The 13,670-nt window shown below is 71.6% G+C and carries 14 protein-coding genes; 8 read left to right on the forward strand and 6 right to left on the reverse strand.

All coding sequences use genetic code 11. The features are described from left to right. Positions 1-4: 4 nt before the first annotated feature. Positions 5-541, reverse strand: coding sequence for an SRPBCC family protein (locus tag ACFY0T_RS00185; RefSeq protein ID WP_388863232.1), 537 nt, complete (start codon positions 539-541; stop codon positions 5-7). Positions 542-547: 6 nt separating this feature from the next. Further along, on the reverse strand, positions 548-901 hold the full coding sequence (locus ACFY0T_RS00190; RefSeq protein WP_388863234.1) for an ArsR/SmtB family transcription factor: 354 nt from the start codon (positions 899-901) through the stop codon (positions 548-550). 173 nt (positions 902-1,074) lie between these two features. On the opposite strand from ACFY0T_RS00190, the gene ACFY0T_RS00195 reads away from it, so the two are divergent. Then, positions 1,075-2,577: an MFS transporter gene (locus tag ACFY0T_RS00195; RefSeq protein WP_388863236.1), complete on the forward strand. Its 1,503-nt coding sequence runs from the start codon at positions 1,075-1,077 to the stop codon at positions 2,575-2,577. 120 nt (positions 2,578-2,697) lie between these two features. On the opposite strand, the gene ACFY0T_RS00200 is transcribed toward ACFY0T_RS00195, so the two are convergent. Further along, entirely contained in the window at positions 2,698-4,260 is a 1,563-nt protein-coding gene (locus ACFY0T_RS00200; RefSeq protein ID WP_388863238.1) for a bifunctional phosphatase PAP2/diacylglycerol kinase family protein, read from the reverse strand. 428 nt (positions 4,261-4,688) lie between these two features. On the opposite strand from ACFY0T_RS00200, the gene ACFY0T_RS00205 reads away from it, so the two are divergent. Together ACFY0T_RS00205 and ACFY0T_RS00210 are read left to right on the forward strand one after the other, a co-directional pair. After that, positions 4,689-5,186 carry a methyltransferase family protein gene (locus tag ACFY0T_RS00205; RefSeq protein WP_388863240.1) on the forward strand — a complete coding sequence of 166 codons (498 nt, stop codon included), beginning with the start codon at positions 4,689-4,691 and terminating at the stop codon, positions 5,184-5,186. Positions 5,187-5,403: 217 nt separating this feature from the next. Next, positions 5,404-6,414, forward strand: coding sequence for a Ppx/GppA family phosphatase (locus ACFY0T_RS00210; RefSeq protein WP_388863242.1), 1,011 nt, complete (start codon positions 5,404-5,406; stop codon positions 6,412-6,414). Between the two features lie 282 nt (positions 6,415-6,696). Here the strand turns inward: ACFY0T_RS00210 and ACFY0T_RS00215 are convergent, their stop codons facing one another. Further along, a complete protein-coding gene (locus ACFY0T_RS00215; protein ID WP_388863244.1) occupies positions 6,697-7,131 on the reverse strand; it encodes a protease inhibitor in 435 nt (144 codons plus the stop codon). A gap of 309 nt (positions 7,132-7,440) precedes the next feature. On the opposite strand from ACFY0T_RS00215, the gene ACFY0T_RS00220 reads away from it, so the two are divergent. The 5 genes from ACFY0T_RS00220 (at position 7,441) to ACFY0T_RS00240 (ending at position 11,875) form a co-directional block, all read left to right on the forward strand. Next, positions 7,441-7,992, forward strand: a complete 552-nt coding sequence (locus tag ACFY0T_RS00220) for a hypothetical protein (RefSeq protein WP_388863246.1) — start codon at positions 7,441-7,443, stop codon at positions 7,990-7,992. Between the two features lie 50 nt (positions 7,993-8,042). Then, the gene (locus ACFY0T_RS00225) at positions 8,043-8,870 is read left to right on the forward strand and encodes an LLM class F420-dependent oxidoreductase (protein WP_388863248.1); all 828 of its coding nucleotides are present in this window, start codon (positions 8,043-8,045) and stop codon (positions 8,868-8,870) included. Positions 8,871-8,903: 33 nt separating this feature from the next. After that, complete coding sequence (locus tag ACFY0T_RS00230) at positions 8,904-9,350, forward strand: TIGR03668 family PPOX class F420-dependent oxidoreductase (protein ID WP_388863250.1); 447 nt, start codon at positions 8,904-8,906, stop codon at positions 9,348-9,350. Positions 9,351-9,575: 225 nt separating this feature from the next. Beyond that, entirely contained in the window at positions 9,576-11,159 is a 1,584-nt protein-coding gene (locus tag ACFY0T_RS00235) for a purine-cytosine permease family protein (RefSeq protein WP_388863252.1), read from the forward strand. Positions 11,160-11,194: 35 nt separating this feature from the next. Next, entirely contained in the window at positions 11,195-11,875 is a 681-nt protein-coding gene (locus tag ACFY0T_RS00240; protein WP_388863254.1) for a cyclase family protein, read from the forward strand. A gap of 36 nt (positions 11,876-11,911) precedes the next feature. Here ACFY0T_RS00240 and ACFY0T_RS00245 read toward each other — a convergent pair whose 3' ends face one another. Both ACFY0T_RS00245 and ACFY0T_RS00250 read right to left on the reverse strand, forming a co-directional pair. Then, positions 11,912-12,532, reverse strand: a complete 621-nt coding sequence (locus ACFY0T_RS00245) for a LysE family translocator (RefSeq protein ID WP_388863255.1) — start codon at positions 12,530-12,532, stop codon at positions 11,912-11,914. Beyond that, entirely contained in the window at positions 12,526-13,584 is a 1,059-nt protein-coding gene (locus tag ACFY0T_RS00250; protein WP_388863257.1) for a diaminopropionate ammonia-lyase, read from the reverse strand. The genes ACFY0T_RS00245 and ACFY0T_RS00250 overlap by 7 nt, the downstream gene beginning before the upstream one ends. Between the last annotated feature and the right edge of the window lie 86 nt (positions 13,585-13,670).

The raw sequence follows: 13,670 nt of genomic DNA on the forward strand, positions 1-13,670 counted from the left end.
CCGGTCAGTCGAGCCCGGGGACTGGGGCGCCGGAGGGGACTCCGGCCTCGATGTAGCCGCGGTAGATCTCCTTCCAGGGCGCACCGGCCCCGGCGTGCGGGCCTTCGAAGCGCTCGCCGCGGGCCTTCGCGTCGAGGGCGGCGAGGCACACCTCCCAGCCGGCGCCGTTGCGCGCGGCGGTGTTCTTGGCGGCGAGGACGTTGGTGAGCGTGAAGTGCGTGCGCTTCTCGTCGAGGGCCTCGAGGTCGAAGTGCAGCTCGTCGCCGCCCCATTCGAAGGAGAGGTGCCGCGGCGCGTCGACGGCGATGACCCGCCCCGTCGAGTTCTCCATGTTGGGGTCGCCGCTGAACGTGATGGTGCCGCCGGGTCGCAGCTCGATCTCGGCGCGGGACGGGAACCATCCGGCCAGCTCGTCGGGGTCGGTCACGAACTGCCAGACGCGGTCGACGGGGTGGTCGTAGGTCCGGCTGAAGCGGACGGCGGGGCGGCCGTCGTCGAGGGTGAGGTAGGTGCCGGTCAGGGCGGTGGGTTCGGCGGACATGGTGGATCAGTCCTTCGGGGAGGGTTGTTCGGGTTCGTCGGACGGCTCCCTCGCCGCCTCGTCCAGGCGGCGGCCGAGGGCGTCGAGGCTCTCGTTCCACAGCTTCCGGTACGGGGTCAGCCAGGCGTCGAGCGCGGCGATCGGGGCGGGTTCGAGCGCGTAGACACGGCGCTGCGCGTCCTGCCGTACCCGCACGAGCCCTGTGTCCCGCAGCACCCGCAGATGCTTGGAGGTGCTGGGCTGACTCAGACCGCACGCCTCGACGATCTCACCGACGGCGCGCGGCCGTTCCAGGAGCAGCTCGACGATGGCCCGCCGGTGGGGGTCGGCGAGTGCGGCCCAGAGAGAGTCGTCGGACATGGGTTCAATATGCCTCTGTAGTTATATACCCGTCAAGGCATGTGTGACCCCGCACACACCACGCGAGCGAAACTTTGCCGTTTCGATAAACCGGGTCTAGGCTGCGATGTGTACGAAACGGTTTCGTTTACCTGCTCGCCACCTTTGAGCGACTTCCCTGGAGTGGTTCCGCCATGCCTCAGACCCTGACCGAAGGCACCCGCGCCGGTGCCGTGGACGCACCGCCCGCACCGGACTCGAAGCGGCGCTGGCTCATCCTCGCGATCATCGGCATCGCGCAGCTGATGGTGGTCCTCGACGCCACCATCGTGAACATCGCCCTGCCGTCCGCCCAGACGGACCTGGGCTTCTCCGACGGCAACCGGCAGTGGATCGTCACCGCCTACTCCCTGGCCTTCGCCTCGCTGCTCCTGCTCGGCGGGCGCATCGCGGACCTCTTCGGGCGCAAGCCCGCCTTCCTCGTCGGTGTCGCCGGATTCGCCGCGGCCTCGGTGCTCGGCGGCGCGTCCACCAGCTTCGGGATGCTGGTCACCGCACGCGCCCTCCAGGGCGTCTTCGGCGCGCTCCTCGCGCCCGCCGCGCTCTCGCTGCTCAACACGACGTTCACCGACGCCAAGGAACGCGCCAAGGCGTTCAGCGTGTACGGCGCGATCGCCGGGGCCGGTGGCGCGGTCGGCCTGCTGCTCGGCGGTGTGCTGACCGACGCGCTCGACTGGCGCTGGACGCTGTTCGTCAACCTCGTCTTCGCGGTCGTCGCCTTCGCCGGCGGCTGGGTGCTGCTGAACAATCACCGTGACGCGGCCAACTCCAAGCTCGACCTGCCGGGCACGCTGCTGGTCTCCTCCGGTCTCTTCTCCCTGGTCTACGGCTTCTCCAACGCCGAGACGCACGACTGGAGTTCGCCCGCCACCTGGGGCTTCCTGGCCGCGGGCGGAGTCCTGCTGACCGCGTTCACCTGGTGGCAGACCCGGGCCAAGCACCCGCTGCTGCCGATGCGCGTGCTGCTCGACCGCGACCGCGCCGCCTCGTTCATCACCGTGCTGATCACCGGCGCGGGCATGTTCGGCGTCTTCCTCTTCCTCACCTACTACCTGCAGCTGAACCTGGGCTTCAGCCCGACGAAGACCGGTGTGGCGTTCCTGCCGATGATGGCGGCCCTGATGGTCATGGCCCAGGTCTCCACCACGATGCTGGTGCCGCGGATCGGGCCGAAGGCCGTCATCCCCGCGGGCTTCGCGATCGCCGCGGTGGGCATGGCATGGCTGACCGGCATCGGCCTCGACTCGTCCTTCTCGACCGACGTACTGCCGCAGCTGCTCTTGATCGGCGCGGGCCTCGGCATCGTGATGCCGCCGGCCATGTCGCTGGCCACCAGCGGAATCGCCCCGGAGGACGCCGGTGTCGCCTCCGCGACCGTCAACACCATGCAGCAGGTGGGCGGTTCGATCGGTACGGCGCTGCTGAACACGCTCGCCGCGAGCGCCGCGACGAGCTATCTGTCCGGCAAGGACGCGACCAACAAGCTGGTCCAGGCCCAGTCGACGATCGAGAGCTACACCACCGCCTTCTGGTGGTCGGCCGGCTTCTTCGTCGCGGGCGCGCTGATCGCCTTCCTGCTCTACCGCCGCGGGAAGCTGGAGCAGGACGCGGACGCCGCACCGGTCGTCCACATGTGATCACTTCCTGACCTGATCACCGCAGGGCCGAGGGGCCGCCGTCTGCAGGGAGACGGCGGCCCCTCATTCGTTTCGTCTCCGGTGGCGGACCGGCTCACCCGTCTCGGGTGGCGGGCCGACTCACGCGTCGTCGGTGGTGGACTGTCCCGTCCGTCGCCGGTAACGGGCCGTCGCGGCGGCCAGTCGGGCCTGCTGAGCGAGCTCGTTCTGCAGCTGTGCGGGCCGGTACACGACGAGTGCCCGGTGCGCCTTCTCCAACCGCAACTCCGCTGGTGTGGCGGCGACTTCACCGTCGTACGCGAGGCTGTCCATACCGGTGAGACCCTCCAGCTGCACCCAGGGGACGTGCTCGGCGCTGTAGACCCGCGAGCGGCGGAGCCCCCCGGCGAGGGCGGAGGCGATGACGCGGGTGCGGGCGAGGCGGTGGTCCCCGTCGACCAGGCGCAGGTCGAGCAGTCCGTCGTCCAGGCGCGGTCTGAAGGCGGGGGCGAAACCCTCCGGCACGTAGCGGCCGTTGCCCGCGAACAGCAGCCACAGGCGGCGCGGGTGGCCGTTGACGCTCAGCTCGATGGGGGTCGCGGAGCGCAGCACCCGGATGAGGGCGACGGCCGCGGCGGGCCACTTGCCCCACCGCTCCTCCAAGTGCTCGCGGAGCCGGACGAGTTCGGGGTAGAGGCCGATGCTGAAGGTGTTGAGGAATCGTACGTCCTGGCCTGTCCCCGACCTCGCCACGCCGATGTCCACCGTCACGGCCTCGCCCCGGGCGACCGCGACCGCGGTGTCCTCGAAGTCGGGTACGCCCACGTCCTGGGCGAAGTGATTGAGGGTGCCGCCGGGGAACACCGCCAGCGCGAGCCCCCGTTCGGCCGCCGCGCGGGCCGCGGCGTTGACGCTGCCGTCGCCTCCGCACACGCCCAGCGCGCCGCCCGCCCGCGCGGCCCGGTCGGCCGCCTCGATGAGCAGCGCGGCGAAGTCGTCGCCGGGACCGCGCTCGATCAGCTCGGCCCCGGGCAGCAGTGCGCGCAGCCGCTCGGCGGGCGGCAGGGGCGCGGCGGGCGCGCCGGTGCCGGCCCGGCTGTTGACGAAGACGACCAGCCCCTCGCCGCGGGGCAGCGCGGGCGCGTGTGCCGCGGGCCTCTCCCGCTCCGGGACGGCCGCACGCGGCGGCCACCAGCGGCAGGTGAGCGCGGCGGCCCCGGCCCCGATCGCCACGCCGGCCAGCACGTCCCCGGGGTAGTGCACGCCCACGTAGACGCGTGAGAAGGCGACCGTGGCGGCGAGCGGCGCGACCAGGGCGCCGTAGCGCGTGGACTCCAGGGCGACCGCGGTGGCGAAGGCCGCCGCCGAGGCGGAGTGTCCCGAGGGGAAGGACGTGGTGCGCGGCTGACGCCTGAGGTGGCGGATCGGCGGTACGTGCTCCAGCAGCGGGCGGGGGCGCCGGGCACTCCACTTCACGACCGTGTTCACGGTCAGCGAGGCCAGCGCGAGCGAGCCCACTCCGCGCAGCGCCGCCCGCCTGGCCCTGTGCCCGCCCAGCGCCGCGAGCCCTGCCGCCGTTCCCAGCCACAGGCGTCCGTGGTCGGCGGAGTGGCTGAGCCGCCGCAGCGCCGGATCGGCTCCGGGCACCCACGCCCCGGCCACCCGTGTGAACAGCCGCCGGTCCAGCTCGCCAAGTACACGCATGCTCCACCGCTACGGTGCCGCGCCCGCGTCGGCATCCCGGGCGACTCGGACCGGTGACACGCCTGCTCCGGTCGGCGCACGTCGGTGACGTGTCCGCTCGGGCGGGACCACGTTGGTGCTGTGTCCGCTCCGGGCCGGCGCACATCGGTGCCGTGTCCGGTCCGGGCCGGCGCACATCGATGACGCGCTGCCCGCCGACGGCACACCTCGCTGACGGCAGCCCGACGACGGTGGTACACGTCGGCGACGAGCATCCGCCTGCGCACGTGGGCGACTGGCAGAACCCGCCGACGGCACGAGTCGGCGACGGCAGCCCGCCAGCGGCGCACCTTGGTGATGGGCAGCCCCGCATGCAGCACGCCTTCGTGAGGGGCAGCCCGCATGCGGCGCACGTTTACGCCGGGCCGCGCAGCCGCCATCGTGGGCGTATGCGCAGATCCGCGGCGGCGGTCGGCAGTTCGCTGTTCCTGGCGCTCGCCCCGGGCACCGTGGCCGTCCTGCTCCCCTGGTGGCTGACCGGCTGGCGGGCCGGTGACTGGTGGCTGCCCGTGCGCGTGCTGGGCCTGGTGCCCCTGGTCGCGGGCGCGGTGGTCCTGCTGTCCGCCTTTGTGCGGTTCGTCGCCGAGGGCCTCGGCACTCCCGCGCCGGTCGCGCCCACGCGGCATCTGGTCGTGGGCGGGCTCTACCGTCATGTCCGCAATCCGATGTACGTGGCGGTCGTGGCGGTGATCGCCGGGCAGGCCCTGCTGCTCGCACGGCCGGTCCTCGTGGTGTACGGGGCGATCGCGGGGCTCGTGATGGCGGCGTTCGCCCGGTGGTACGAGGAGCCGGAACTGACCCGCAGGTTCGGCGCGGAGTACGAGCGCTACCGGCGGGCGGTGCCCGGCTGGTGGCCCAGGCTCCGTCCCTGGCGCGGCCCGGAGTGAGGTGGCCGCGGGCGGCGCCGGGCGCGGCGAGATCTGACCAAGGGTTGAGCAGGACGGCCCTGAACGCCGCCCACGGCTCCTCCGCGCAGCCGCCCCACGCGAACCCCGCGATCCGCAGCGCACAGGCACCGGGCACCACTGTGCTCGATGACCCCCGACGTTTCACAGAGGTTCATTCGGGGCGTGCCGTTGCAGCACCGGGGGTACATGCAGCGGCATGCGGGTGAGCGTGGTGGATGTGGGGTCGAACACGGTGCGGCTCGTGGTGGCGGACGCCGAGGGCGGGCTGCCGCTGCCGGTGCACACCGCCAAGTGGCGGCTGCGACTGTCCGAGCGGGTGGCGCACGGCGGTCCGATCCCCGAGGAGGCGGTGGGTCGGCTGGTCGAGGCGGTACGTGCGGCGGGCAGTACGGCCCAACGATGGGGCGCGGCGGGCCCGTTGGCCTTCGCGACCACCGTGGTGCGCAACGCCCCGAACCGTCAGGAGGTGCTGCGCGCCGTACGCGCGGAGACCGGAGTGCGGCTGTGCACCCTGCCGGGCGAGGTGGAGGCCGAGCTCACGTTCCTCGGGGCGCGCCGCTGGATGGGCTGGCGCTCGGGGCCGCTCGCCCTCCTGGACATCGGCGGCGGTTCGCTGGAGGTGGCTTTCGGCCGGGGCAGGCTGCCGGACTTCGTGGCCTCGCTGCCGCTCGGTGCGGGCCGGCTGACCCGCGAGGTCTTCGAGGGCCAGGATCCGCCGTCGGCGGACAGCGTCAGGGCGCTGCGCCGCAACGTACGCCATCAACTGCGGGACGTGGCCGCACGGATCCGCTGGGAGGGACCGCGCACCGCCGTGGCGACCTCACGGACCTTTCAGCAGCTGGCCCGGCTGTGCGGTGCCCCGCCCGGACGTCAGGGCCCGTTCATGGAGCGGGAGTTGCGCCGGGCGGACTTACGCGACTCGCTCGACCTCCTCTCCCGTCTCACGGCCGCGGAGCGCGCGCTGCTGCCGGGCATCTCGGCACCGCGGGCCGCCCAGAGCCTGGCCGGCGCGGTGGTCGGGCACACGGCGATGAAACTGACGGGCCTCAAGAAGGTCTCCATCTGCCCCTGGGCCATCCGCGAGGGCGTCCTGCTGCGGCACATGGAGGAGGGCGGCTCGTGGTGGGCGGACATCACCCGGCACAGCGACGAGGCCCCGCCGCCGACCGGTGGGTCGCATCTGCGCATCGCGACCCCGGCGCGCTGAGTCCATACCCCAACTCCTGAACTCGCTTGGCCGACTGAACCAGTTCTCGAGGACCGCGCCCCATCGAGGTGTCCGGCCGCGCCGGGGCGGCTTCTCCGACTGAAACCGCTACCCCTCCCACGCCAACCGCTGGAGCACACACGAATGCCGAGGGCCGGCCGACAGCCCCACTCTGTCCGGCCGACCCCCGGTGCGAAATCGCGTGGCGCCCCGCGACGGGGCCCGCACTCCCCAGTTACGGACCTCGATCGACGTTCACGAGGACCGCGCGATCCCGGTCCCTCAGAACGTGAAGACGGTCATCCCGTAGGAGTTCTTCACGCACTCGTTGGCGAAGGTGCGCTCGTACGAGACGCGCTTGCCCTGCCAGACACCGTCGACCGTGACGACCACGGGGTCGAACTGCTTCGTACAGAAGACCTCGTCTCTGACCGTCAGGGCGTCGAAGTCGCCGCCGGCTCCGCGGAGTTCGGCGCAGGCCTCGGTGGCGGCGGGGTGGGTGCCGGAGGCGGTCGGGGCGCAGTTCAGGGTGACCGCTCGTTCCGGAGTGACGGTGGCCGCGTTGTCGCCGTGGCCCATGGTGAGCACCAGGGCCGAGGGGGCGTACAGACCGGACGGACCGAGGCCCGGGGCCGCGAGGGCGGACCCGGCCAGGGGTCCGCAGACGGCGGTGGCCGTCAGGGTGAGAGCCGCTGCCCAGCGTGCGGTGGTCGGCATTGTGTGCATCCTTCCGCTCGATTGAATGCCATACCGGCTCGGTTGTGTGCCGGTTCGGCGAGCGCGAGTCTGCCGAGTCCACACCGGAAACACACATCGACCCCATGCGTTTCGGTAACTTTGAGTGTTGAAGCAGTGGCGTGAAGTTACGGAATTCGCCCGTTCAAGCCCCGGAACTGGGCGGTTGTTGATCAAAGAGAGCGCCTTCCTGGCCGGATTCCCCCGGCTCGGCAATAGGCCTGAAACATTCCGCTTCAGCCCATGGCGGAGCCTCTTGCGCGCGCCCAGCAATGGAGTAATCGTTATTACATGATTACAACGGAGCAAAGCGAGAAGCTGCGCGGCTGGTTCGCCGGCCGCTTGCCCGACGCTCTCTTCGAGAGCCTCGTGGACGTGACGGTCGACCGCGAGGAGATCGCCGTCATCGGCCGCATCCCCGAGCCCCGGCTCGCCGAAGGCGCCTCGGACGCCGAGAAGGAGGCGGCTGTCCAGGCACGTATCCAGGAATTCCGCGAGCGCACCCGCGAGGACCGCGTCGCGGTGGCGCGCGAGGCGGAGCACAGGTTCCGCAAGAAGGTCTCCTGGGGTGTGGAGTGCGGCGGCGAGCGCGCGCTGTTCACGCACATCGCCGCGCCCGTCATGACCCGGTTGCGCCAGCCCGAGCGTCAGGTCCTCGACACCCTGGTCGCCGCCGGTGTCGCCCGCAGCCGCAGCGACGCCCTGGCCTGGTGCGTACGCCTCGTGCAGCGCCACACCGACGACTGGCTCAGCGAGCTGCGGGACTCGCTGGAGCATGTGCAGCGGGTGCGGGCACAGGGCCCGGACACCGAACCGGAGGATGCTCCGGCCGACGAGGAGTGACCGACCGGGCCACACTGGCAGGAGGTGGCGACGAAACGAGGTGGTCGCGGATGAAGTTCGGGGTGTCGACGTTTCTCACCGACGAGGGCATCGGTCCGGCGGCGCTGGGGCCGGCCCTGGAGGAACGCGCGTTCGACGCACTCCTCCTGGCCGAGCACACGCACATTCCGGTGAACCGGGAGACGCCGTACCCGGCCGGTGGTGAGCTGCCCCGGGTGTACTACCGCACGCTCGATCCGTTCGTGGCGCTCGGAGCAGCCGCCTCCGTGACCCGCGAGCTGCTCCTGGGTACCGGGATCGCGTTGGTGGTGGAGCGTGATCCGATCATCACCGCGAAGGAGGTGGCCACCCTTGATCTGCTCTCCGGTGGCCGTGCGGTCTTCGGTGTCGGCGCCGGCTGGAACCGGGAGGAGATGCGCAACCACGGAACGAATCCGGCCGAGCGCGGTCGGCTGATGAACGAGCGGATCGGCGCGATCGTCGAGCTGTGGACCAAGGACGAGGCCGAATTCCACGGCGACTTCGTCGATTTCGACCCGGTCCACAGCTGGCCCAAGCCGGTCCAGCGGCCCTATCCGCCCATCTGGGTCGGCGGCAACAGCGACCGTGCCTTCGCCCGCGTCGCCGAGTACGGGACGGCGTGGATGCCCAGCGGCGTACCGCCCAAGGAGTTGGGCTCGCGGATCGACCGCATGCGGGAGATCGCCGGTGACCGGCCGGCCGTGGTGGTCTACGCGGCCCGCCACGACCGGGAGTCCCTCGACATCTACGCGGAACTCGGCGTCGAACGCGTACTGCTGTATCTGCCGACCCGGCCGGAGGGCGAGACCCTGCGCACGCTGGACGACCTGGCCGAGTCCGCGTCCGCCTACCGGTGACGGCGCCCGCCCGCCGGGGATTGGGAGCTCACCGTGCCGGACATGGACGAGGACGAGGCGCGCCGCCGGTTCCTGACGGCACGGGTGGCGCGCCTGGCGACGGTGGACGCCGAAGGACGCCCCCACCTGGTGCCGGTCGTGTTCGCGGGGCGCGGCGACGAGCTCGTCACCGCCGTCGACCGGAAACCCAAGAAGTCACAGCGACTGCGGCGCCTGCACAACATCGCCGCCCACCCGGCCGTCTGCCTGCTCGTGGACGCGTACGACGAGGACTGGGACCGGCTGTGGTGGGTGCGGGCGGACGGCGACGCCCGCGTCCTGCCGCCCGACGCGCGGGACGAGTACACCGCGGCGATCGCCCCGCTGCGGGAGAAGTACGCGCAGTACCGCAACCAGCCGCCGGACGGCCCGGCGATCGCGATCACCGTCCACCGGTGGCACGGCTGGCGCGCCGCGCAGGAGGTCGGCCCGACCGAGTGAGCCGCCGAGGTCTCCGGGCGATGGACGAATACTCCATCTCATGCGCGAAGGATGGATGGTTCGCCTTCTGGTGCGCGGCCGCCGCACCGCCTTAGCGTCGGCAGACCCCACGAGGACGGCATCCGCTCACGCCGCACACCCCAGCGGCGACAACCGGCCATCCCTCCCCCGGCGCCACAACGCGCTCCACCGCCCGTCCGGTACAGGCACTTCGCTGGAGCACTCTTGTCCGACAACTCCCCGACCACCCCTCCCCCGTCCCTCACCGAGGTGGAGGCCTACGGCGTCGAGCGCATCCCCGACGCCGACCGCACCGCCTCGCCGCTCGATCTGTTCCGGGTCGCCTTCGGCGGTGCGAACACCTTCTCCACCTGCGTCCTCGGGGCCTTCCCCATTCTCTTCGGCCTCTCCTTCTGGCAGGGGCTCGCGGCAACACTCCTCGGAGTCGTCGTCGGCGCCCTGATCCTGTGCCCGATGGCGGTGTTCGGCCCCGTCAACGGCACGAACAACGCGGTCGCCTCCTCCGCGCACCTGGGTGTGCACGGCCGGGTCGTCGGCTCGTTCCTCTCGCTGCTCACGGCCGTCGCGTTCTTCTCGATCTCGGTGTGGAGCTCCGGCGACGCCCTGGTCGGCGGCGCGCACCGGCTCTTCGGCCTGGAGCGCAGCACGCTGTCGTACGTCGTCGCGTACGCGCTGTTCGGCGGTCTGGTGCTCGCGGTGTGCGTCTACGGGTTCCGGTTCATGCTGTTCGTCAACAAGATCGCGGTGACCTCGGCGACCGCGCTGTTCCTGCTCGGCGCGATCGCCTTCGCCGGTGACTTCGACCCCTCGTACGCGGGTGTCTTCACGGCCTCCGCCGACTCGGCGACGCAGGCGCTGTTCTGGCCCTCCTTCATCGGCTCGGCGCTGATCGTGCTGTCGAACCCGGTGTCCTTCGGCGCGTTCCTGGGCGACTGGTCGCGCTACATCCCGGCCCACACGCCGCGCCGCAAGGTCGTCGGTGCGGCGTTCCTCTCCCAGATCGCGACCCTGCTGCCGTTCGTCTTCGGTCTGGCGACCGCGAGCATCATCGCGACCAAGGCCCCGAAGTACGTCGACCCTGCGGCCCCCGATTTCGTGGGCGGGCTGCTGGCCATCTCGCCGAGCTGGTTCTTCCTGCCGGTGTGTCTGCTCGCGCTGATCGGCGGCATGTCGACGGGTACGACGTCGTTGTACGGAACCGGGCTCGACTTCTCGTCGGTGTTCCCCCGGTTGTCGCGGGTCCAGGCGACGTTCCTGGTCGGCGTGTTGTCGATCGCGTTCATCTTCATCGGACGTTTCGGCTTCGACCTGGTGCAGTCCATCTCGACGTTCGCCACGATGATCATCACCTGCACCACTCCGTGGATGGTCGTGATGATCCTCGGCTTCTACACCCGGCGCGGCTGGTACGACCCGGACGCGCTCCAGGTCTTCAACCGCCGACAGCGCGGCGGCCGTTACTGGTTCTCCCACGGCTGGAACTGGCGGGGCATGACGGCCTGGTGGGTGGCCGCGGTGATCGGTGTACTGTTCACCAACATCCCCGGCCAGTTCGTCGGTCCGCTGGGCGACCTGGCGAACGGCATCGACATCAGCCTGCCGCTGTCGCTGGCCGTCGCCGCCGTGCTGTTCCTGGCACTGCTGCGGCTCTTCCCGGAACCCCGGGCCGTGTACGGGCCCGAGGGCGCGCGGCTGGCCCGTACGGTCGACGTTCCGGTGCCGCCGATCACGGGACCCGGCACGGAGACCGACGGCGCGCAGCCGGTGCTGGCCGTCGAGGGCAACTGACGATGCCCGGAAGGGGAATGGGAGGAGGGGAACTGATGGAGTCCTGGCTCGATCTCTCCTTCCCCCTGGTCACCGGGATGCCCGTCTATCCCGGTGACCCGCGGGTGGAGGTGTCCCAGGCGCTACGCGTCGCCGAGCACGGCGTCAACGTCCTGCGGCTCCACATGGGTTCGCAGTCCGGGACGCATGTCGACGCGCCGTACCACGTGGACGAGGCGTGGCCCACGCTGGACGACCTGCCGCTGGAGCGTTTCGCGGGACCCGCGGTCCTCGCCGATGTGCGGGGGCTCCCGGCGCGCGCACCGATCACCCCCGACCTGCTCGCCCCCGCCCTGAGCCGTCTGCGGCTCCAGCCGACCGCCATCCTCCTGCTGGCCACCGGCTGGTCGGCGTACTGGGGAACGGACCACTACCTGGCCCATCCCTGGCTCACGCCGGAGGCGGCCCAGGCGATCGTCGGCGCGGGCGGCCGCACCGTAGGCGTCGACGCGCTGAGCGTGGACCCCACGGGCGGTGCGGCGCTTCCCGCGCACCGTGTCCTGTGCGGCGCTGGAGGCGTGATCGCCGAGAATCTGACGGGCCTCGCCCGCGTCGCCGACGCCCAGGAGGCGGGCAGCCCGGTGGAGGTGTTCCTCTTCCCGCTGCACCTGCCCGGGGCGGACGGGGCCCCGGTCCGGGCGACGGCCCGCATCGGTGGCGGGGCGAGGTCCGGGTAGGCGTCCCCGGCACGGTTCGTGGGTTCGTGGTGCGGGTCAGCCGGAAGCCGCCGCGACGGCGATGCCGAAACCGATCAGCACGACGCCAGTGGTCCGCCCGAGGGCACGGCGTACGTGTGGTCTCTCGAAGACCGGCTTGGCCCTCGCCAGCACGAACACGTAGCTGCCCAGCCAGGCGAGAGAGAGTGCGGAGTGGATGAGGACGAGGATCATCATGGCCGCCACGGTGGGCAGTCCGGCCGGGACGAGCGCGGGGAGAAGACCGGTGTAGAAGACCGCGATCTTCGGGTTGAGGACATTGCTGATCAGGCCGGCCCGCCACGGATTCCCCGTGGTGTGGCCGCCGCCTGATCCGGCGGCTGGTGGGGCGCCGCGCCGGTTCTGCCACAAGGCCTGCGCCCCCAGGAGGACGAGGTAGGCGGAACCGAGGAGCTTGACGGCCCGATAGGCATCGGTCGAGGCGGCCAGTACGGCTGCGAGTCCGGCGATGGTGAGGACACCCCAGATCAGCAGGCCGGCAGCGATGCCGCCCACGGTACGCAGACCATCGGCCGGCCCCGAGACGACAGCTCGCTGGGTCACCACTGCCAGGTCGGGCCCTGGTACCACAGTCAGCATGGCGAGGACTCCGGCCGCGGCCATGAACTGCGTCAGCACAGGGCGGCCCCGGCAGCAGTCGGGTGGTCGGTAGAGGCCTGCGGGTTGGCGGCAGCGCCTTCGGTACTGAGCAGCACGAGGGTCGACGCGGAGTCGAGGGCCAGGGCGGCGCGGCGTTCGTCCGCGCCGTCGCCCGTGAGGGCCGCGCGGGCACCGGCCAGTGAGGCGGCGCCGCAGGGCCCGGAGGAGACACCGAGCACAGCGAGGTCACGGGCTGCGCGGGCGCTGCCGGTGTCGGTGACGGCGATCGCGGCGTCCAGGCCGTCACGCAGATGGGGCCAGGCAAGGCTGGAGGGCGTGCCGCAGTTCAGACCGGCCATGCTGGTCTCACCGGTGTCCACACTGATCGCCTCGTCGCGCATGAGGCTCTCCAAGACACAGACCGCCGCGGTGGGTTCCACCGACAGCAGTGCCGGGGCATGGCCCGCGGAGCGGCTGCGGTAGTGGGTGACGGCAGCCTGGGCCAGTGAGCCCACGCCGACCGGGACGGCGACGAGGTCGGGCATGTGGATGCCGGCGGCGGCCAGTTGCGCATCTGTCTCGACGAACAGCGTCGAGTAGCCCTCGACGATCCAGCCGGGGATCTGTTCATAGCCGGACCATGCCGTGTCCTGGACGAGAAGGGCATCGGGCGCGGCGGCCGCGTCGGCTGCCTGGCGCACCGCCGTGTCGTACGACCCGGCGACCTGGGTGACCAGCGCCTGTTCGGCGGCGATGGCGGCCGCCGCTTGAGGATGTACGCCCTGGGGGACGAAGACGTGGGCGCGCAGGCCGAGCAGGCGGGCCGTACGGGCCACGGCCCGGCCATGGTTGCCGTCGGTGGCGGTCACGAGCGTGACCGGCTCCGAGGACGCGCCGAGGCCGACCGCCCGTTCGGCAAGGGCGCGGTGCACGGCCCAGGAGACGCCCAGCGCCTTGAAGGCGGGTAACCCCAGACGGGCGGACTCGTCCTTGACGAACACCCGGCCGACTCCCAACTCCGCGGCAAGCGACGGGAGTTCTGTCAGAGGCGTGGGCGCGTAGTCAGGCAGTGAGGCGTGGAACGTCCGCACTGCGGCAGGGGCCGGCTCGCAGGTCCAGGTCCGGGCGACAGGGCGCGTGAACCACGCAAGCGTGTGGAGGAAGGGAGCTGTCTCAG

Source organism: Streptomyces sp. NPDC001530 (assembly GCF_042894545.1).
Classification (GTDB): domain Bacteria; phylum Actinomycetota; class Actinomycetes; order Streptomycetales; family Streptomycetaceae; genus Streptomyces.

Excerpts from the sequence above, each read along its gene's own strand:
- ACFY0T_RS00220 (WP_388863246.1), top strand. The coding sequence starts at position 7,441 with ATGATTACAACGGAGCAAAGCGAGAAGCTGCGCGGCTGGTTCGCCGGC.
- ACFY0T_RS00210 (WP_388863242.1), top strand. The coding sequence starts at position 5,404 with ATGCGGGTGAGCGTGGTGGATGTGGGGTCGAACACGGTGCGGCTCGTG.
- ACFY0T_RS00215 (WP_388863244.1), bottom strand. The coding sequence starts at position 7,131 with ATGCCGACCACCGCACGCTGGGCAGCGGCTCTCACCCTGACGGCCACC.
- ACFY0T_RS00225 (WP_388863248.1), top strand. The coding sequence starts at position 8,043 with ATGAAGTTCGGGGTGTCGACGTTTCTCACCGACGAGGGCATCGGTCCG.
- ACFY0T_RS00195 (WP_388863236.1), top strand. The coding sequence starts at position 1,075 with ATGCCTCAGACCCTGACCGAAGGCACCCGCGCCGGTGCCGTGGACGCA.
- ACFY0T_RS00200 (WP_388863238.1), bottom strand. The coding sequence starts at position 4,260 with ATGCGTGTACTTGGCGAGCTGGACCGGCGGCTGTTCACACGGGTGGCC.
- ACFY0T_RS00240 (WP_388863254.1), top strand. The coding sequence starts at position 11,195 with ATGGAGTCCTGGCTCGATCTCTCCTTCCCCCTGGTCACCGGGATGCCC.
- ACFY0T_RS00205 (WP_388863240.1), top strand. The coding sequence starts at position 4,689 with ATGCGCAGATCCGCGGCGGCGGTCGGCAGTTCGCTGTTCCTGGCGCTC.
- ACFY0T_RS00185 (WP_388863232.1), bottom strand. The coding sequence starts at position 541 with ATGTCCGCCGAACCCACCGCCCTGACCGGCACCTACCTCACCCTCGAC.
- ACFY0T_RS00190 (WP_388863234.1), bottom strand. The coding sequence starts at position 901 with ATGTCCGACGACTCTCTCTGGGCCGCACTCGCCGACCCCCACCGGCGG.